11 protein-coding genes are annotated in these 19,113 nt (G+C 60.8%); 5 read left to right on the forward strand and 6 right to left on the reverse strand.

The genetic code is table 11. From position 1 onward, the window contains the following. Nucleotides 1–3: 3 nt before the first annotated feature. Nucleotides 4–1,584, forward strand: a complete 1,581-nt coding sequence (locus IB254_RS22560; protein ID WP_192419515.1) for an aldehyde dehydrogenase (NADP(+)) — start codon at nucleotides 4–6, stop codon at nucleotides 1,582–1,584. A 105-nt stretch (nucleotides 1,585–1,689) separates the two neighbouring features. Here IB254_RS22560 and IB254_RS22565 read toward each other — a convergent pair whose 3' ends face one another. Further along, nucleotides 1,690–2,598 carry a DMT family transporter gene (locus IB254_RS22565; RefSeq protein ID WP_192419516.1) on the reverse strand — a complete coding sequence of 303 codons (909 nt, stop codon included), beginning with the start codon at nucleotides 2,596–2,598 and terminating at the stop codon, nucleotides 1,690–1,692. Between the two features lie 71 nt (nucleotides 2,599–2,669). Beyond that, nucleotides 2,670–4,295, reverse strand: a complete 1,626-nt coding sequence (locus tag IB254_RS22570) for a methyl-accepting chemotaxis protein (RefSeq protein ID WP_192419517.1) — start codon at nucleotides 4,293–4,295, stop codon at nucleotides 2,670–2,672. Nucleotides 4,296–4,706: 411 nt separating this feature from the next. Between IB254_RS22570 and aceK the strand changes: the two genes are divergently transcribed. The 3 genes from aceK to IB254_RS22585 all read left to right on the forward strand — a co-directional run bounded on the left by aceK (nucleotide 4,707) and on the right by IB254_RS22585 (nucleotide 11,933). After that, a complete protein-coding gene (aceK, locus tag IB254_RS22575) occupies nucleotides 4,707–6,425 on the forward strand; it encodes a bifunctional isocitrate dehydrogenase kinase/phosphatase (RefSeq protein ID WP_008029042.1) in 1,719 nt (572 codons plus the stop codon). Nucleotides 6,426–6,598: 173 nt separating this feature from the next. After that, a complete protein-coding gene (hrpA, locus tag IB254_RS22580) occupies nucleotides 6,599–10,510 on the forward strand; it encodes an ATP-dependent RNA helicase HrpA (protein WP_008043469.1) in 3,912 nt (1,303 codons plus the stop codon). A 301-nt stretch (nucleotides 10,511–10,811) separates the two neighbouring features. Next, complete coding sequence (locus tag IB254_RS22585) at nucleotides 10,812–11,933, forward strand: beta-ketoacyl-ACP synthase III (RefSeq protein ID WP_192419518.1); 1,122 nt, start codon at nucleotides 10,812–10,814, stop codon at nucleotides 11,931–11,933. 162 nt (nucleotides 11,934–12,095) lie between these two features. On the opposite strand, the gene IB254_RS22590 is transcribed toward IB254_RS22585, so the two are convergent. Further along, nucleotides 12,096–13,412, reverse strand: coding sequence for a putative porin (locus tag IB254_RS22590; RefSeq protein ID WP_192419520.1), 1,317 nt, complete (start codon nucleotides 13,410–13,412; stop codon nucleotides 12,096–12,098). 282 nt (nucleotides 13,413–13,694) lie between these two features. Here IB254_RS22590 and IB254_RS22595 point away from each other — a divergent pair, with 282 nt between their 5' ends. After that, the gene (locus IB254_RS22595; RefSeq protein ID WP_192419522.1) at nucleotides 13,695–14,819 is read left to right on the forward strand and encodes a GNAT family N-acetyltransferase; all 1,125 of its coding nucleotides are present in this window, start codon (nucleotides 13,695–13,697) and stop codon (nucleotides 14,817–14,819) included. Between the two features lie 15 nt (nucleotides 14,820–14,834). On the opposite strand, the gene aqpZ is transcribed toward IB254_RS22595, so the two are convergent. The 3 genes from aqpZ to IB254_RS22610 all read right to left on the reverse strand — a co-directional run bounded on the left by aqpZ (nucleotide 14,835) and on the right by IB254_RS22610 (nucleotide 19,113). Then, nucleotides 14,835–15,530, reverse strand: a complete 696-nt coding sequence (gene aqpZ, locus IB254_RS22600) for an aquaporin Z (protein WP_192419524.1) — start codon at nucleotides 15,528–15,530, stop codon at nucleotides 14,835–14,837. A gap of 1,096 nt (nucleotides 15,531–16,626) precedes the next feature. Next, nucleotides 16,627–18,459 carry an ABC transporter ATP-binding protein gene (locus IB254_RS22605; RefSeq protein WP_192419544.1) on the reverse strand — a complete coding sequence of 611 codons (1,833 nt, stop codon included), beginning with the start codon at nucleotides 18,457–18,459 and terminating at the stop codon, nucleotides 16,627–16,629. A 90-nt stretch (nucleotides 18,460–18,549) separates the two neighbouring features. After that, a complete protein-coding gene (locus IB254_RS22610; RefSeq protein WP_192419526.1) occupies nucleotides 18,550–19,113 on the reverse strand; it encodes a peptidylprolyl isomerase in 564 nt (187 codons plus the stop codon).

Below are 19,113 nucleotides of genomic sequence, written 5' to 3' on the forward strand. Positions count from 1 at the left end.
CTCATGACCACGTTACTTGGACACAACTACATCGGCGGACAGCGCAGCGCCAACGGCACGTTGCAACTGCAAAGCCTCGACGCCACCACCGGCGAGCCGCTGCCCGGCACTTTCTTCCAGGCGACTGAAGCCGAAGTGGATGCCGCCGCCAAGGCCGCCGCTGCGGCTTACCCGATCTACCGCAACCTGAGCGCGGAAAAACGCGCTGCGTTCCTCGATGCCATCGCCGATGAAATCGATGCGCTGGGCGATGATTTCGTCGCCACGGTCTGCCGGGAAACGGCACTGCCGGCCGGGCGTATCCAGGGCGAGCGCGGGCGCACCAGCGGCCAGATGCGCCTGTTTGCCAAGGTCCTGCGGCGCGGTGATTTCTACGGTGCGCGAATTGATCGGGCGTTGCCGGATCGCCAACCGTTGCCACGTCCGGATCTGCGCCAGTACCGCATCGCCATCGGCCCGGTGGCGGTGTTCGGCGCCAGCAACTTTCCGCTCGCTTTTTCCACGGCGGGTGGCGATACGGCTTCGGCACTGGCCGCCGGTTGCCCGGTGGTATTCAAGGCGCACAGCGGACACATGGCGACCGCCGAACGGGTCGCGGACGCCATCATCCGCGCCGCCGAACGCACGGGCATGCCGGCCGGTGTGTTCAACATGATTTATGGTGGTGGCGTCGGTGAGTGGCTGGTCAAGCACCCGGCCATTCAGGCGGTGGGCTTCACCGGTTCGCTCAAGGGCGGCAATGCCCTGAGCCACATGGCCGCGACCCGGCCGCAACCGATCCCGGTGTTCGCCGAAATGTCGAGCATCAACCCGGTGTTCCTGTTGCCCGAAGCCCTCGCCGTGCGGGGCGAGCAAATCGCGGCGCAACTGGCCGGTTCGGTGACCTTGGGTTGCGGGCAGTTCTGCACCAATCCGGGTTTGGTCATCGGTTTGCGTTCGCCACAGTTCAGCGCCTTCCTCCAACAGTTCTGCGCCAACATGAACGAGCAGCCGGCACAAACCATGCTCAATGCCGGCGCGCTGGTCAGCTACAGCCAAGGCCTTGGGGAATTGCACGAACATCCGGGGCTGACCCACCTGGCGGGCAAACCGCAGCAGGGCAATCAGGCGCAGCCGCAGGTGTTCAAGGCCGATGTCAGCCTGCTGCTCAAGGGCGATGAGTTGCTTCAGGAAGAAGTGTTCGGGCCAACCACCATCGTCATCGAAGTCGAAGATCGGGCGCAGCTCGCGGCGGCGCTGCACGGCCTGCGCGGGCAATTGACGGCGACGTTGATCGGCGAGGCCGAAGAGCTGCTGGAATACCGCTGGCTGGCGCAATTGCTACAGGAAAAAGTCGGGCGGATCTTGCTCAACGGCTATCCGACCGGGGTCGAAGTCTGCGAGGCGATGGTGCATGGCGGGCCGTATCCGGCCACGTCGGATTCTCGCGGGACGTCGGTGGGGACGCTGGCGATTGATCGATTCCTGCGGCCGGTGTGCTTCCAGAATTACCCGGATGCGTTGTTGCCCGAGGTGTTGCAGAACGCCAATCCGCTGGGGATTCGGCGGTTGGTGGATGGGGAGGTGAGTCAGTCAGCTTTGTAGTTGCCTGAACCACCGCTATCGCCGGCAAGCCAGCTCCTACAAGGTCTACGCGAACCCTGTAGGAGCTGGCTTGCCGGCGATGGCGTCATCACCAACACCACATGATTATCGGGCCACCACCTCAACCTTCTTCATCACCGAAGGCTTCAACACCAACCACAACGCCGCCGCAATCAACACCCCGCCATACACATGCGCCATCGACAACGGCTCATCCAGCAGCAACGCCCCCCACAACACCCCGAACGGCGGAATCAGGAACGTCGTTGTCATCGATTTCAAAGGCCCGATCGAGCTGAGCAGACGGAAGTAAATAATGTACGCAAACGCCGTGCACCCCAGGCCCAGGCCCAGCAACGACAGCCACACGCTCCAGCCGCCCCAGCTCGCCGGTGGCTGGCTGATCACGCTGTAGCCGAACAGCGGCAGCAGGAACAAGGTCGCCCCGAGCATGCTGCCCAGTGCCGAAAGACGACTGTCGAGCCCGCCGGCCTGATCGAGCCAGCGGCGGGCGAGGAACCCGGCAAAACCGTAACAGGTGGTGGCGAGCAGGCAGGCGAGGGCGCCCATCAACAGTTGCAGGTCGAAGGCCACCGGGCCGGCACGGGTCAGCACGCCAACACCGAACAAACCGAGAAACACCCCACCGAGTTTGGCCGCAGTGAGCCGCTCACTGAAGAACAGGCCGCCGATCAACACGCCCATCAATGGCGTGGTGGCGTTGAAGATTGCCGAGTAACCGGCGGGCAGCACCTGGGCTGCCACTGAATAGAGGGTCGCTGGTATCCCGGAGTTGATCACCCCGAGCAGCATCACGGTTTTGAGCTTGCCCTTGAAATCCCAGCTGATGCGCATCAACCCGACAATCATCAGCAACCCGACTGCCGCAATAGACACGCGGAAAAACGCCGTGGGGATGCTGCCAATCACTGGGGCGATGATGCGCATGAACAGGAAACTCGCGCCCCAGATGGCCGCCAGCGACAGTAAACGAACAATATCGACAGGGCTCACGGTGCACTCCTTCCTTGATGGGGACGAGAGTGTTGCCGAGAGCCTTGCCTATGGCAACCGAAAAACCGGCATCAAATTATGAAACGTGTCACCAGACCGTTGAGGTCGATTGCCAGTCGCGACAGTTCCTGACTGGCGGCTGAAGTCTGGGTGGCGCCGGCGGCGGTCTGGGTCGAGAGATCGCGAATGGTCACCAAGTTCTGATCGACTTCCCGGGCCACCAGCGCTTGCTGTTCGGCGGCGCTGGCGATGACCAGGTTGCGTTCGTTGATCTGCGAGATCGATGCGGTGATTTTCTCCAGGGCGCTGCCGGCACTGTTGGCCCGACGCAAGGTCTGGCCGGCGTGTTCGGCACTGCTTTGCAACGCGCTGACCGTGGCCCCGGTGCCGTGCTGGATGTTGTTGATCATCAGCTCGATTTCTTCGGTGGAGTTCTGGGTGCGTTGCGCCAGCGAGCGCACTTCATCGGCCACCACGGCAAACCCGCGCCCGGCCTCACCGGCGCGTGCGGCTTCGATGGCCGCATTGAGCGCCAACAGGTTGGTCTGCCCGGCGATGCCGCGAATCACTTCCAGCACTTTGCTGATGTCCTGCGCCTGAACCGCCAGGCCCTCGGCCCGCTCCGAGGCGCCGAGCACTTCGCTGACCAGCCCCTGAATCGCGGTGATGGTTTCAGTGACCTGCACGTGGCCGTGCTTGCTGTCCTCGTTCGACGCCTGGGAGGCCTCGGCGCTGGACACGGCATTCGCGGCGACTTCCTCCACCGCGGTGCTCATTTCTGTGACGGCGGTGGCGGCCATCTCGATCTGGTCGTTCTGCTGCTGCAGGCCGCGAGTGCTTTCCTCCATCACCGAACTCATTTCCTCGGCTGCCGACGCCAGTTGGCGCGCCGAGTCGCTGATGCCACGAATGGTCGTGCGCAGGTTGCCTTGCATGTCGGCTAGGGCGTTGAGCAATTGCGCGGCTTCGTCCTTGCCGTGGCTGGCAATCTGTCCGCTGAGGTCGCCCGCGGCAATCCGGCGTGCGACCTGCAGCGCCTGATTGATCGGCGTGGTGATGCTGCGCGTCAGCAACCAGGCCAACAGCAGCGTGGCAAGCAGCGCAATCACGATGATCGTGCCGACGATCCATTGCGCGCGCTGATACATCAACGCGGCGGCGTCCGCAGCGGTATCGGCGCCTTGCTGATTGAAACTGATCATCGACTCCAGGGATTTATCCAGCACGATGCCCTGCGGGGCCAGTTCGCTGTTGAGGCGGGCGTAGGCCTGCTCATCCTGGCCGGCATCGATCTGCGCGAGGATCTGGTCGAGGATGGCCAGGTACTTCGCGACGGCGGCATTCAGGCTGTCGAGCATGACCCGTTCCTGGTCGCTGGACAGGAGCGTCTTGTGGTCGTTGAGGCGTTTTTGCAATTCCTGGCGTTGCACGTTGAGGATGCCTTTGCTCCTTTCCCGCACAGCGCTCTGGCTGTTGGCGATCAACCGCAACGATTCCAAGCGGATGGTGGCGATGTTGGACGCGCTGTCATGGATGCTCTCGATGCTCGGCATCCACGATTCCTCGATGACCGATGCACTCTCGCGCAGGGTCGCCATCTGACCCAGGCCGAACAGCCCGACCAGCACCAGCAGGCTGGCCAACACAGCAAAACTCAAGCTCGCGCGCAAACCTATGCGCATGTTCCTTATAGGCATCTTATGTGCTCCTTGGGCATTTTGAGAGGTAGTCCTCGTGGGCCGAGGATCTTGTTTTTAGGCGGGTGAACGCGGGGTGTATATCAAAGTGCTATTACCTTGGTAAGACCAGTTCGAGAGCACTTTTCAGGCGGGCAGGCTTTCAGGAAAAAGCAGAAAACCCGGCGGCTGACATTTGCCTGACCAAGGAGTGGATTCGAGCGCCTGATAATCAGAGGGCTGTAGATGAATCGATTAAGTGGATGGAGAGTGACTTTTTAGGTTGTTTACTGACCGAACGGTCGATTAAAAAAAGTCTGAAAAAACTGCGCCCATGAGTGATTCATTCGTTTTCGGACCGAAATTAGGCTTCTCCTGCACCCGGTTCACTGGCTAAGCTCAGGCCTTCCGAATTCCCGTAGAGGTCTCACCATGCCGCAGCAATGGCCAGCCGCCGACATCGCCCGAATGATCCTCGATGGCTTTGACGATTACCGCGAGCATTTCCGGCAGATCACCGACGGTGCCCGGGCGCGTTTCGAGCAAGCCCAATGGCAGGAAACGCAAATCGCCTCGGCGGCGCGGATCAACCTCTACGAAGATAAAGTCAGCGAAACGGTGGACCGGCTGCGCATCGCGTTCGACGCCGACACGCTGGATGTCAGCTGCTGGCCACTGGTCAAAAGCGCCTACATCAGCCTGATCGACCTGCGCTTCGACGATGAGCTGTCCGAGACCTGGTACAACTCGATCTTCTGCGGGCTGTTCAGCCACGACCTGATCAGTGACGGCTGCATGTTCATCCACACCACCCGGCCAAGCCTGCGTCGGGCGCGCGCCGCACAAACCCGCACCTACAAACCTCAAGGCCAGTTGTCGGGCATGTTGGCGAGCATTTTTGCCGACTACCGTTTCAGCGAGGATTACGCCGACCTCGCGGGCGATCTGCGTCGCCTCGAAGCACAACTGCGCGAGAACCTGCCGGACTGGGTGTGCAAGGATCCCGAGCTGAGCGTCGAGCTGTTTTCCTCGGTGTTGTACCGCAACAAGGGCGCTTACCTGGTGGGGCGCATCTACACCACCGATGAGCAATGGCCGCTGGCGATTCCGCTGCTGCACCTTGAGGGCCGCGGCATCCAGATCGATGCGTTGATTACCGACGAAGCCGATGTGTCGATCATCTTCTCGTTCACCCGTTCCTACTTCATGGTCGATGTGCCGGTGCCAGCGGAGTTCATCGGTTTCCTACGGCGGATCCTGCCGGGCAAGCACATCGCCGAGCTGTACACCTCGATCGGTTTCTACAAGCACGGCAAGTCGGAGTTCTACCGGGCGCTGATCAACCACCTGGCCAGCACCGACGACCAGTTCATCATGGCCCCCGGCGTGCGCGGCATGGTGATGAGCGTGTTCACGCTGCCGGGCTTCAACACCGTGTTCAAAATCATCAAGGACCGTTTCTCACCGTCGAAAAACGTCGACCGCGCGACGGTGATCGAGAAGTACCGGCTGGTGAAAAGCGTCGACCGCGTCGGGCGCATGGCCGATACCCAGGAGTTCGCCGATTTCCGTTTTCCGTTGAGCAAGTTCGAGCCGGCGTGTCTGGAAGAATTGCTGGACGTGGCGGCGTCTACCGTATCGGTGGAAGGCGACACGGTATTGATCCGCCACTGCTGGACCGAGCGGCGGATGACGCCGTTGAACCTGTACCTGGAAAACGCCAACGAGGCGCAGGTGCACGACGCGCTGGAAGATTACGGCCTGGCGATCAAGCAACTGGCGGCGGCGAACATTTTTCCCGGCGACATGCTGCTGAAAAACTTCGGCGTCACCCGTCACGGTCGCGTGGTGTTTTATGACTACGACGAGATCTGCTTCCTGACCGAAGCCAACTTCCGCCACATCCCGCAACCGCGTACGCCGGAAGACGAAATGGCGTCCGAACCGTGGTATTCGATCGGGCCGCTGGACGTGTTCCCCGAGGAGTTCCCGCCGTTTCTGTTTGCCGATTCCGCGCAGCGGCGCTTGTTCGATCAGTTGCACGGCGAGCTGTACAACGCCGATTACTGGAAAAGCCTGCAAGAGGCGATTCGTGCCGGCAAGGTGATCGACGTGTTCCCGTATCGGCGCAAGGGCATGGATACCGAATGACACCACAACCCTTGTAGGAGCCGGCTTGCTGGCGATGGCGGCCTGACAGACACCCATGAAGTGACTGATACACCGCTATCGCCAGCAAGCCGGCTCCTACAAGGGATCTCGCTTGTCCTCTAAATCTGCGACAATCCGCCCCCTGCGCCACTAGACGACTTATTGCGTACCTGATGACTGACGAATCGCCTTCACTCGACAAACTGCTGAAAAACCTCGATCACGCCATGCTCGCCGACCGCCACCGGCTGCGTCGGCAGTTGCTTGAGCTGCGCAAGAAACCCGACGAAGCCAAGCTGGCCCAGTGGGTGGCGCGCATGCAGGCGTCCTGTGATCAGGTGTTGGCGCGACGTGCCAGCCTGCCGGTGATTCGTTACGACGACAGCCTGCCCATCGCCGCCAAGCGCGATGAAATCAAGGAAGCGCTGCTCAAGCATCAGGTGCTGATCATCGCCGGTGAAACCGGCTCGGGCAAAACCACCCAGTTGCCGAAGATCTGCCTGGAAATCGGTCGCGGCCAGCACGGTCTGATCGGCCACACCCAGCCGCGTCGAATCGCGGCGCGCAGCGTGGCGAGCCGGGTTGCCGAAGAACTGGCGACGCCATTGGGCGCGCTGGTCGGCTATCAGGTGCGGTTTGAGGATCAGAGCGATTCCAATACGCTGATCAAACTGATGACCGACGGCATCCTGCTGGCGGAAACCCAGAACGACCGCTACCTCGAACGCTACGACACGATCATCGTCGACGAAGCCCACGAACGCAGCCTCAACATCGACTTCCTGCTCGGTTACCTGAAAACCCTGCTGCCCCGTCGCCCGGACCTGAAAGTCATCATCACCTCGGCGACCATCGACCTGGAGCGTTTCTCCAAGCACTTCGACGATGCGCCCATCGTTGAGGTCTCCGGTCGCACCTTCCCGGTGGAAACCTGGTATCGCCCGCTGACCCTGGAACAGGATGAAGAGGGCAACCGCGTCGAGGATGACCTGACGGTGGATCAGGCGATCCTCGCCACCCTCGATGAAATCGCCGCGTTCGAACGCAGCGAGCGCAAGAGCCCCGGCGACGTGCTGGTGTTCCTGCCTGGCGAGCGCGAGATTCGCGACGCCGCCGACATGCTGCGCAAGGCGCAACTCAAGCACACTGAAATCCTGCCGTTGTACGCACGCTTGTCGCCGGCCGAACAGCAGCGGATTTTCCAGTCGCACCCGGGTCGTCGCGTGGTGCTGGCGACCAACGTCGCCGAAACGTCGCTGACCGTGCCGGGCATTCGTTACGTAATCGACAGCGGCACCGCGCGCATCAGCCGCTACAGCTACCGCGCCAAGGTCCAGCGCCTGCCCATCGAAGCAATTTCCCAGGCCAGCGCCAACCAGCGTAAAGGTCGATGCGGTCGGGTTGAGCCAGGCATTTGCGTACGGTTGTTCAGCGAAGAAGACTTCATCGGTCGCCCGGAATTTACCGACCCGGAAATCCTGCGGACCAACCTCGCGGCGGTGATTTTGCAGATGCTGCATCTGCGCCTCGGCGAGATCACCGATTTCCCGTTTATCGAGCCACCCGATGGCAAGGCCATCAGCGACGGTTTCAACCTGCTGCAAGAGCTGTCGGCGGTGGACCGCAACAGCCAGTTGACCCCGCTGGGGCGCCAATTGGCGCGCCTGCCGGTGGACCCGCGCATGGGCCGCATGCTGCTGGAAGCGGCGAAACTCGGCAGCTTGCAGGAAGTGCTGATCGTCGCCAGCGCGATGTCGATTCAAGACCCGCGCGAGCGTCCACCGGAGCGCCAGCAAGCGGCGGATCAGGCGCATGCACAATGGAAAGACGTGGACTCGGACTTCGCCGGGCTGGTCAATCTGTGGCGTGGTTTTGAAGAGCAACGCCAGGCGCTGACGGCCAGTCCGCTGCGTAACTGGTGCCGCAAGAATTTCCTCAACTACCTGCGGCTGCGCGAGTGGCGCGACTCGCACCGTCAGTTGAGTCTGATCTGCCGCGACATGCAGCTGAGCCTGAACAAAGAGCCGGCGGATTACCCCAAGCTCCACAAAGCCGTGCTCTCTGGCCTGCTCAGTCAGATCGGGCAGAAAACCGATGAAGGCGATTACCTCGGTGCCCGGCAGCGGCGCTTCTGGATTCACCCGTCATCGGGCCTTGGTAAAAAGCGCCCGCAATGGCTGATGACCGCCGAACTGGTGGAAACCACCAAGCTCTACGCGCGCATGGTTGCCAAGATCGATGCCGACTGGATCGAGCCGCTCGCCGGGCACCTGATCAAGAAAAACCACTTCGAACCCCATTGGGAGAAGAAGCGCGGGCAAGTCGTGGCGTTCGAGCAGATCACCTTGTTCGGGCTGATCGTTGTAGGCCGCCGGCCGGTGCATTACGGGCCGATCGATCCGGTGGTGTCCCGTGAGTTTTTCATTCGCGAAGGCCTGGTGCGCGGCGAGATTCAATCCAAAGCCAAGTGCCTGACCGCCAACCAGCAACTGCTGGAACAGCTCGACGAGCTGGAAGCCAAGGCTCGCCGTCGCGATATCCTGGCCGACGAAGAAACCCTGTTCGCGTTCTACGATGCGCGACTGCCGGCGGAGATTCACCAGACCGCGACCTTCGACAGCTGGTACCGGATTAACAGCCAGAAAGATCCGCAGTTGCTAATCATGCGCGAAGAAGACGTGTTGGCCCGTGAGGCCAGTGAAGTCACCGCGCTGCATTACCCGGACACCTTGCACATCGGCGATCTGGAACTGGCACTCAGTTACCATTTCGAACCGAACCACCCGCGTGACGGCGTGACCCTGCGCGTGCCGGCACCGCTGTTGCCGATGCTGCCGCCGGAACGACTGGAGTGGCTGGTGCCCGGCGTGATCGAGGCCAAGTGCATTGCCTTGGTGCGCAACTTGCCCAAGGCGTTGCGCAAGAATTTCGTACCGGTGCCGGACTTCGTCAAAGCGGCGTTGCAGCGCATGACCTTTGCCGAGGGTTCGTTACCTCAGGCATTGGGGCGCGAGTTGCTGCGCATGACCGGTGCGCGGGTCAGCGATGAAGCCTGGGCCGAAGCGGCGCAGCAGGTCGAAAATCACCTGCGGATGAACCTGGAAATCGTCGATGGCCAGGGCAAGTTCCTCGGCGAGGGACGAGATCTGGCGGAGCTTACCGCGCGATTCGCAGAAGCCAGCCAGGCGGCATTGGCCGTCCCGCAAACGGCAAAAAGTCAGCAACCGGTGGAGGCGAAAGTCTTCGCCGCCGTGGCGGAAAAGACCCAACAGAAGATCGCCGGGTTGTCGATGACGGTGTATCCGGCGCTGGTCGAAGAGGCCGGCACGGTCAAGGAAGGGCGGTTCTCGACACCGGCCGAAGCCGAGTTCCAGCATCGCCGCGCGTTGCAGCGCCTGCTGATGCAACAACTGGCGGAACCGGCGAAGTTCCTGCGCGGCAAGTTGCCGGGCCTGACCGAGCTGGGCCTGATGTACCGCGACATGGGCCGCGTCGACAGTCTGGTGGAAGACATTCTGCTGGCCAGTCTCGACAGCTGCATCCTCGACGGCGAAGACCCGTTGCCGCGTGATGGCGCCGGATTGGCGGCGCTGGCCGAACGCAAACGCGGCGGCTGGACCGAGCATGCCGAGCGTCTGGCGAAGCTGACCCTGGAAATTCTCAAGCTCTGGCACGGCCTGCAAAAACGCTTCAAGGGCAAGATCGATCTGGCGCAAGCCGTGGCGTTGAATGACATCAAGCAGCAGCTCAGTCATCTGGTGTATCCGGGTTTCGTCCGCGAAACGCCGATGCAGTGGCTCAAGGAGCTGCCGCGTTACCTGAAAGCCATCGAGCAACGCTTCGAGAAGCTGGCTGCGCAGGTGCAGAAGGATCGGGTCTGGAGCGGTGAGCTGTCCGGCCTCTGGACTCAATACCAGACCCGCGCCAGCAAACATGCCCAGGAAGGCAAGCGCGATCCGCAGCTTGAGCTCTATCGCTGGTGGCTGGAGGAGTACCGGGTTTCGCTGTTCGCCCAGCAATTGGGGACGAAGGTGCCGATCTCCGACAAACGCCTGAACAAGCAATGGACCCAGGTCGAACCGTAAACCTGTAGGAGCCAGCTTGCTGGCGATGAACGATAACGCGGTCAATCTGAAACACCGCGTCGATCCCATCGCCAGCAAGCCGGCTCCTACAGGTTTGTCATCTCGCAAATAGGGTCAAACCCCAACGTTTATGGCAAACTTCGCGCCTATAAACGCCGGCCCCGCGGTTTTGAGCCTCCACAGGTTCGGGCGGTTCGGAATAAAGCGATGCCAGGTTTGCTTCCTGTGACGGGAGCAGACCCTTTATGTATTGGTACGTCGGTGCCAATGCTTTCTGCCTGAACAGATTAGAGAAACGACCATGCATAACGTCGTCATCAGCGGCACCGGCCTGTACACCCCGGCCAACAGCATTTCCAACGAAGAGCTGGTGCAGTCTTTCAACGCTTACGTCGCGCAGTTCAACGCCGACAACGCCGACGCCATCGCCCTTGGCGAAGTCGAGGCATTGACCGAATCCAGCGCCGCGTTTATCGAAAAAGCCTCCGGTATCAAAAGCCGATTCGTCATGGACAAGGAAGGCATTCTCGACCCGCAACGCATGACGCCACGCCTGCCGGAGCGCTCGAACGACGAGTGGTCGGTGCTTTGCCAGATGGCCATCGGCGCGGCCGAACAAGCCTTGCAGCGTGCCGGCAAAACCGCGGCGGATATTGACGGCGTGATCGTCGCTTGCTCCAACCTGCAACGCGCCTACCCGGCCATCGCCATCGAAGTCCAGGAAGCGCTGGGCATCCAGGGTTTCGGTTTCGACATGAACGTGGCCTGCTCCTCGGCAACCTTCGGCATTCAAGCGGCGGCCAACAGCGTGCAACTGGGCCAGGCCCGGGCAGTGCTGATGGTCAACCCGGAAGTCTGCACCGGTCACCTGAACTTCCGTGACCGTGACAGCCACTTCATCTTCGGCGACGCGGCCACTGCGGTGATCATCGAGCGAGCGGACCTGGCGACGTCCAAGTACCAGTTCGACGTGGTCAGCACCAAGCTGCTGACCAAGTTCTCCAACAACATCCGCAACAACTTCGGCTTCCTCAACCGCGCGGCGGAAGAGGGCATCGGTGCCAAGGACAAACTGTTCGTGCAGGAAGGCCGCAAGGTGTTCAAGGAAGTCTGCCCGATGGTTGCCGAGCTGATCGGTGCGCATCTGGAAGAGAACCAGCTCAACGTCGGCGACGTGAAGCGCTTCTGGTTGCACCAGGCCAACCTCAGCATGAACCACTTGATCGTGAGGAAACTGCTGGGCCGCGAAGCCACCGAAGCAGAAGCCCCGGTGATTCTCGACACCTACGCCAACACCAGCTCTGCGGGCTCGGTGATTGCGTTTCACAAGAACCAGGATGATCTGGCGGCGGGTTCGCTGGCGGTGCTCAGCTCGTTCGGCGCCGGTTATTCGATTGGTAGCGTGATTCTGCGCAAGCGTTGAGTTGTCGCGGTAAATGAAAAGATCGCAGCCTGCGAAGGCTGCGATCTTTTTTTTGCATAAAAAAACTCGCGCTGCGGTATCGGACGGATGATGGGGACCGATACAGCAGCGCGAGTTTGTAAAAGCAGTTTGGGCGTCCTTGCCCGAACCGTGTAGCAGGGATCAGAACTTGGCTTCGGCATCCAGCTGCAGGGTGTTGATTTTCGAGTCCCGCAGGGTGGCGTTGGTGTAGTCGGAATCAGCCATGAAGTACGTCGCGCCCAGGGCGAAGTTCTTGTCGATCTCGTAGTTCACTTTCAACTTGCTGCCGCGCGAACCGGTGAAACCGTTGGCGAAGTCAGAGTCGGTGAAGGCGCCGACCACGGCGTTACGCTGTACGTCACGATAGTTGTAGTCCACGCCGAAGCCGAAGACCTTGGTCTTGGCACCGACCAGCCAGCCCATGTCCTGATCGTTGCTGGCATCGTCGTTGTTGACCACTTGACCGTACAACGACAGCGGCATTGGCAGGCCGCCGATGTCGAGCTGACCAAAGCCTTCGTACAGTTTGAACTGTTCGTTCGCAGTGTTGCCGTTGACGGCCAGTCGGCAGGTTGCCGCGGCACAGGTGTTGTTGATGTCGTTGTCGTTGTCGTAGGCGTAGATACTGCCGCCCAGGGTCATTTTCAGGTTGTCAGTGATCGCGAAACGCGCGCCCAACTGGCCTGCGTACAGACGCAGGTCATGACGGAACTGCTTGCCTTCGCCGTCGACGTTGTCCTTGAGGGTGTAGTGGCCGGCGTTACCGAACAGCTCGGTGCTGCCGCCCAGCGGGTATTTGTAGGTCAGTGCCAGACCTTCCGGGCTGATGTCGCTATCCCAGATGATGTCGCCCATGCTCACCCATTGTTGCGGCATCTTGCCGCCAACGAGGTGCAGGTTCTTGATGGCGTCGGGGTGGTAGTCGACGTAACCCTGGTCCAGCCAGATGTCTTTCTTGGTGAAGTTGTTGTCCAGGCTCTGGTTGGTAGAGCGAGAGTCGTTGTCGCTGCCGGTGGCGATACGGATACCGGTGTCCACTTGCGGGTTGATTTCAGTGTAGGCACCCAGGCGGACGCGAATACGTTGACGATCCTGGTCACCGGTGTTGGAAACACCGTCGTTCTTGACTGTTTCCTGGCGGAAACGCACGTCACCCTTGAACTGGGTCTTGGCAGCCCACGCCAGTTTCTGGTCGAAGGTGCTCAGTGCTTCGGTTTTCTTCGCGGTGGCCGCGATCTGCTCGTTAGTCTCTTGCTGAGCCTGACGGGCGATTTGCTGATCCTTCTGATCCCTGGCCAGCTCGGCTTGCAACTCGCTGTACTGCGCGTTGGTAATCGAACCGTTAGCCTTCAGCATGTCGAGCAGTTTGGCGTCGACTGCGGCGCTGGCCGGAACACTCATGGCCAGCAGCAGACCGCCACACAGGGCCGCCGCAGTTTTCGTGGAAGCAAGACGCATATCAATCTCCGAAGATGAGAGGGGATGACTTAGCCATCCAGGGCACAACCGACCGATGTCGGACGGAAAACAGTGATCGGGATAGAACCCGACGCTCTAAAAACTGGCGCCAGTATCGCGATGGTTTATGACAAGGCAGTGGCAAAGTGATGGCGGCTCGATGACGATACAAAGTGCGAAGGAACTTTCTATTTCGGGCCCTGTCGGCGGATCACGAGTGTGGATTGCGCCTCGATAGGCGATACTCGCGAGGCTTTACGCCAAGAAGTGGAGAGGGAAGTGATGCCGCTGCAACGCCTGGAACGTCTGTCCGAAATAGCCCCGCACACCTGGGATGCCCTGGTGCCGGATGATCAGCCGTTTCTGCGCCATGCCTTTCTCAGTTCACTGGAGGACAGCGGCAGCGTCGGTCCGCATTCCGGGTGGCAGCCCGAGCATTTGTTGCACATGGACGGGGACCGGTTGATCGCCGCGCTGCCCAGTTACCGCAAATGGCATTCCTATGGCGAGTACGTGTTCGATCACGCCTGGGCCGATGCCTGCGAGCGTGCCGGCATCGACTATTACCCCAAACTGTTGACCGCCGTGCCGTTCAGCCCGGTCAGCGGACCGCGCTTGCTGGCGGCCTCGGTCGAGGACGGTTTCGAACTGCTGAAGAGTTTGCCGGGCTACCTCGAAATCGAAGAACTCTCCAGTGCGCACATCAATTTCACCGATCCGTTCACCGACGCGGCGCTGGCCGAACAACCCGGCTGGCTGCAGCGCATCGGCTGTCAGTACCACTGGCAAAATCGCGGCTATCGGGATTTTCAGGACTTCCTCGACGTCCTCAGTTCGCGCAAGCGCAAGCAGATGCGCAAAGAGCGCGAGCAAGTGGCGGGGCAGGGGTTTGATTTCGAGTGGCTGGAAGGCAAGCAACTGGATCAGGCGCAGTGGGATTTCGTTTACGCCTGTTACGCCAACACTTACGCAGTGCGTCGGCAACGGCCCTATCTGACGCGGGAGTTTTTCAGTCTGTTGGCCGAGCGCATGCCGGAATCGATTCGCGTGGTCCTGGCCAAACAGGGCTCACGGCCGGTGGCCATGGCCTTCAGTCTGGTGGGCGGCGACAGTTTTTATGGGCGTTACTGGGGCTGTCTGGCGGAGTTCGATCGTCTGCATTTCGAGACGTGTTTCTATCAAGGGATGGACTACGCAATTGCCAACGGTTTTCAGCGTTTCGATGCCGGTGCTCAGGGTGAGCACAAACTGATTCGCGGGTTTGAACCGGTGATCACCCATTCCTGGCACTACTTGCGCCATCCCGGCTTGAAAGCCGCCGTCAAAGACTTCCTTCATCAGGAGCGTCTCGGCGTCCTGGCCTATGCCGAGGAAGCGAGGACCGCCTTGCCTTACCGACAGGACTGATCCTCTTCCATGGGGTCAAGTGCCTTCCTTGCCCAGCCACCGATACGTCACACCACCGACCACCGCACCCAGCAGCGGTGCGACCCAGAACATCCACAGTTGCGCGATCGCCCAGCCGCCGACAATCAGGGCCGGGCCGGTACTGCGGGCCGGGTTGACCGAGGTGTTGGTGATGGGAATGGAGATCAGGTGGATCAGCGTCAGGGCCAGGCCGATGGCGATCGGTGCCAGCCCGGCGGGTGCGCGTTTGTCGGTGGCTCCGAGGATGATCAGCACAAACATCGCCGTCATCACCAGCTCACAGACAAAGCCTGCGGTCATCGAGTATTTGCCGGGGGAGTGTTCGCCGTAGCCGTTGGAGGCCAGGCCGGCGGAGAGGTCGAAGCCTTCCTTGCCGCTGGCGATGTAGTAGATCAACGCGGCGGCGATGATTCCGCCGATGATCTGGGCGATGATGTAGGCGGGCAGTTCCTTGGCGGGGAATCGGCCACCGACTGACAAACCGACCGATACGGCGGGGTTGAGATGGCAACCGGAGATGTGGCCGATGGCGAAGGCCATGGTCAGTACGGTGAGACCAAACGCGATGGCCACACCGAGCACTCCGATTCCAAGCGGAGAAGACGCGGCCAGAACCGCACTGCCGCAACCCCCCAATACCAGCCAGAACGTACCTAACAACTCAGTGACTGAACGTTTGAACAGAGACATGAGAGTGCCCTTGATAGGTTTCCTATCGAGACTGTATCGAGTTATGCATCCTGCAGATTTACGACAGGCTCATCTCCTGAACCTTGGCTGAGTACAGCAGGGATTTTTTGGAATTCCAGTGGGCTTAGAGCTGTTGGGGGCTGGGGTTGGTGGGGTTTTTGGGGTTGGGGGCATATCCGTTTCTGCGGTAACGGCGGCTATTGGTTTCGCCCTTACGGCGAGTCACTTTGGAAAAGCCCCAAAGTAACCAAAAGGCTCTTGCCCCTTTCGTTCGGTGCCTCGCTGTGGCTCGGCATGCCCTCGCTCCGGTCCTGCTCCGTGGGCCCGCCGCCATCGGCCATCCCTGGCCGGGGGCGGCTAACCCGGCATCCATGCCGGGTTGCCCACTGCGCAGAACCTCCACTCGGCCTCTCGAGGGGGCGACTACCGCCACAGCCGCCGAGGCGGCCTGAAAGCCGACCTGGCTCTTTGGTCGACCGCGTTGTCTTTCTTGGCTGCGTTCACTCATTCCGGACATGAACACCGATCCCCTGTAGGAGCCGGCTTGCTGGCGATTGCGTCTGTCCAGCCAATACATACGTTGACTGACCCTCCGCTATCGCCAGCAAGCCGGCTCCTACAGTTGATCGAGTTTATCCAAACACATCTGCATTTCCCTTGTAGGAACCAGCTTGCTGGCGATGGCGTCCTTTCAGGCGATAAATGCGTCGACTGACCCACCGCTATCGCCGGCAAGCCGGCTCCTACAGGGAATCCCAAACGCTTTTGATTCCCACCGCTCATCAGGCCGAGCGTTAGCTCGCCTTCCGCTTTTGATCTGGCTTTTGAGGTACACGCCCCCTCGAGAGGCCGAGTGGAGGTTCTGCGCAGTGGGCAACCCGGCATGGATGCCGGGTTAGCCGCCCCCGGCCATGGATGGCCGATGGCGGCGGGCCCACGGAGCAGGGCCGGAGCGAGGGCATGCCGAGCCTAGGCGAGGCACCGAACGAAAGGGGCAAGAGCGCTTGGTTACTTGGCGCTTCTCCAAGTGACTCGCTGTAAGAGCGAAACCGCCAGCAGCCGTGACCGCAGCAACGGATATGCCCCCAATCCCCAATCAGTCGATCCCGACAAACCCCCCAGTCTGATGCTGCCACAACCGCGCATACAACCCGCCATGCGCCAGCAGCTCAGCATGGGTCCCCGTCTCGGCAATCTTGCCTTTCTCAAGCACCACCAGCCGGTCCATCCGGGCGATGGTCGAGAGCCGGTGAGCAATGGCAATCACGGTTTTACCCTGCATCAGGGTTTCCAGGCTTTCCTGAATCGCCGCTTCGACCTCCGAATCCAGCGCCGAAGTCGCTTCGTCCATGATCAGAATCGGCGCGTCCTTGAGCAGCACACGGGCGATGGCGATCCTCTGACGCTGACCACCGGAGAGTTTCACCCCACGCTCACCGACATGCGCATCGAAACCGGTGCGCCCCTCGGCGTCCGAGAGCAACGGGATGAACTCGTCGGCCCGGGCCTTGTGCACCGCTTCCCAGAGTTCGGCATCGGTGGCGTCCGGTTTGCCATAGAGCAAATTGTCGCGGATCGAACGGTGCAGCAGCGACGTGTCCTGGGTAATCATGCCGATGCGCTCGCGCAGGCTTTCCTGGCCGACCTCGGCGATGTTCTGGCCATCGATCACGATCCGCCCGCCCTGCACGTCATAGAGACGCAGCAGCAGGTTGACCAGGGTCGATTTGCCGGCGCCGGACGGGCCGATCAAGCCGATTTTTTCACCCGGTTTGATCGTCAGGTTGAGGCCGCCGATGATCCCGCTCTTCTTGCCGTAGTGGAAATCCACGTGCTCGAAACGCACTTCGCCCCGGGCGACGGTCAGCGGTTTGGCCTCTGCGTGATCAGTGACGCTGACCGGTTGCGAAATGGTCTGCAAACCGTCCTGAACCATGCCGATGTTTTCGAAAATGCCGGTCACCACCCACATGATCCAGCCGGACATGTTGACGATCCGGATCACCAGGCCGGTGGCCAGCGCAATGGCGCCCACCGTGATCAGCGACTGTGTCCACAGCCACAACGCCAAGCCCGTGGTACTGACGATCAGCAAGCCGTTCATGCTGGTGATGACCACGTCCATGCTGGTGACCACGCGGCCAGCCAGTTGGGCTTTGACCGTCTGTTCTTCGATGGCTTCCTTGGCGTATTGCTGCTCGAAGTTGGTGTGGGCGAACAGCTTCAGCGTGGTGATGTTGGTGTAGCCGTCGACGATCCGCCCCATGAGTTTGGAACGCGCATCCGAGGACACCACGGAGCGCTCTTTCACCCGTGGCACGAAGTAGCAGAGGGCGCCGATGTAGGCGGCGATCCAGGTCAGCAGCGGGATCATCAGGCGCCAGTCGGCCTCGGCGAACAGCACCAGCGAACTGATCGCGTAGATCAGCACATGCCACAGCGCGTCCACCGCTTGCACGGCGGAATCGCGCAGCGAGTTGCCGGTCTGCATGATGCGTTGGGCGATGCGTCCGGCAAAGTCGTTCTGGAAGAAATTCAGGCTCTGTTTGAGCACGTAACTGTGGTTCTGCCAGCGGATCATGCTGGTCATGCTGGGGCTCAGGGTCTGGTGCACCAGCAAGTCATGCAGGCCCACGAACACCGGGCGCAGGATCAGCGCCACGACGGCCATCCAGGCCAGTTCGATGCCGTGTTCCTTGAAGAAATTGACGTTCGGCGTGCCCTGGGCAAGGTCGATGATGCGGCTCAGGTAGCTGAACAGCGCCACTTCGATCAATGCACCGAACAGGCCGACGGTCAGCAGGGCGGCGAAACTCGGCCAGACCTGCTTCAGGTAATAGGTATAGAAGGGGAGAACACGGTCGGGCGGAGCCGCCGTCGGGGCGTCACGGAACACGTCAATCAATTGTTCAAAACGGCGATAAAGCATCAGTTCTCCGCCCACGTGCGGGCTCTCCTTTAAACATTATGAGCGGCGCCGAATGCCGGCGGCCGCTCAACATCCCTGTGCCTGTGGATCTCAGTCGATGCGCTTGGCCGACTTGATCAGCACCGGGTCGACAGGCACGTTCTGCATGCCTTGTTTGGTGGTGGTTTGTGAATTGACGATGATGTCCACCACGTCCATGCCCTTGACCACTTTGGCGAATACCGCGTAACCGGCGTCACGGCCCGGATCGAGGAACGCGTTGTCAGCGACGTTGATGAAGAACTGGCTGGTGGCCGAATCCGGGTTCGACGTACGCGCCATCGACAAGGTGCCGCGCACGTTATGCAGGCCGTTGCTGGCTTCGTTCTTGATCGGTGCCTTGGTGTCTTTTTGCGCCATCTGCGCAGTGAAACCGCCGCCCTGGGCCATGAAGCCCGGGATCACACGGTGGAAAATCGTGTTGTTGTAGAAGCCGCTGTCGACGTACTCAAGAAAGTTCTTGGTACTGATCGGCGCCTTGACCGGGTCCAGTTCGATTTCGATCTGGCCGTTGGTGGTTTCCAGCAAAACGTGTGGCGCCTTGGCGGGCGTAGCGGCCATCAGGTTGGCGGCAAACAGAACGGTGCCAGCGACGAGGGCGATTTTTTTCAGCAT

The sequence above is a fragment of the Pseudomonas sp. PDM03 genome (assembly GCF_014852385.1).
Classification (GTDB): Bacteria; Pseudomonadota; Gammaproteobacteria; order Pseudomonadales; family Pseudomonadaceae; genus Aquipseudomonas; species Aquipseudomonas migulae.

Coding starts and splice junctions, on each gene's coding strand:
- IB254_RS22605 (WP_192419544.1), bottom strand. CDS start 18,459: ATGCTTTATCGCCGTTTTGAACAATTGATTGACGTGTTCCGTGACGCC.
- IB254_RS22560 (WP_192419515.1), top strand. CDS start 4: ATGACCACGTTACTTGGACACAACTACATCGGCGGACAGCGCAGCGCC.
- IB254_RS22570 (WP_192419517.1), bottom strand. CDS start 4,295: ATGCCTATAAGGAACATGCGCATAGGTTTGCGCGCGAGCTTGAGTTTT.
- aceK (WP_008029042.1), top strand. CDS start 4,707: ATGCCGCAGCAATGGCCAGCCGCCGACATCGCCCGAATGATCCTCGAT.
- IB254_RS22590 (WP_192419520.1), bottom strand. CDS start 13,412: ATGCGTCTTGCTTCCACGAAAACTGCGGCGGCCCTGTGTGGCGGTCTG.
- IB254_RS22595 (WP_192419522.1), top strand. CDS start 13,695: ATGCCGCTGCAACGCCTGGAACGTCTGTCCGAAATAGCCCCGCACACC.
- IB254_RS22610 (WP_192419526.1), bottom strand. CDS start 19,113: ATGCTGAAAAAAATCGCCCTCGTCGCTGGCACCGTTCTGTTTGCCGCC.
- aqpZ (WP_192419524.1), bottom strand. CDS start 15,530: ATGTCTCTGTTCAAACGTTCAGTCACTGAGTTGTTAGGTACGTTCTGG.
- IB254_RS22585 (WP_192419518.1), top strand. CDS start 10,812: ATGCATAACGTCGTCATCAGCGGCACCGGCCTGTACACCCCGGCCAAC.
- hrpA (WP_008043469.1), top strand. CDS start 6,599: ATGACTGACGAATCGCCTTCACTCGACAAACTGCTGAAAAACCTCGAT.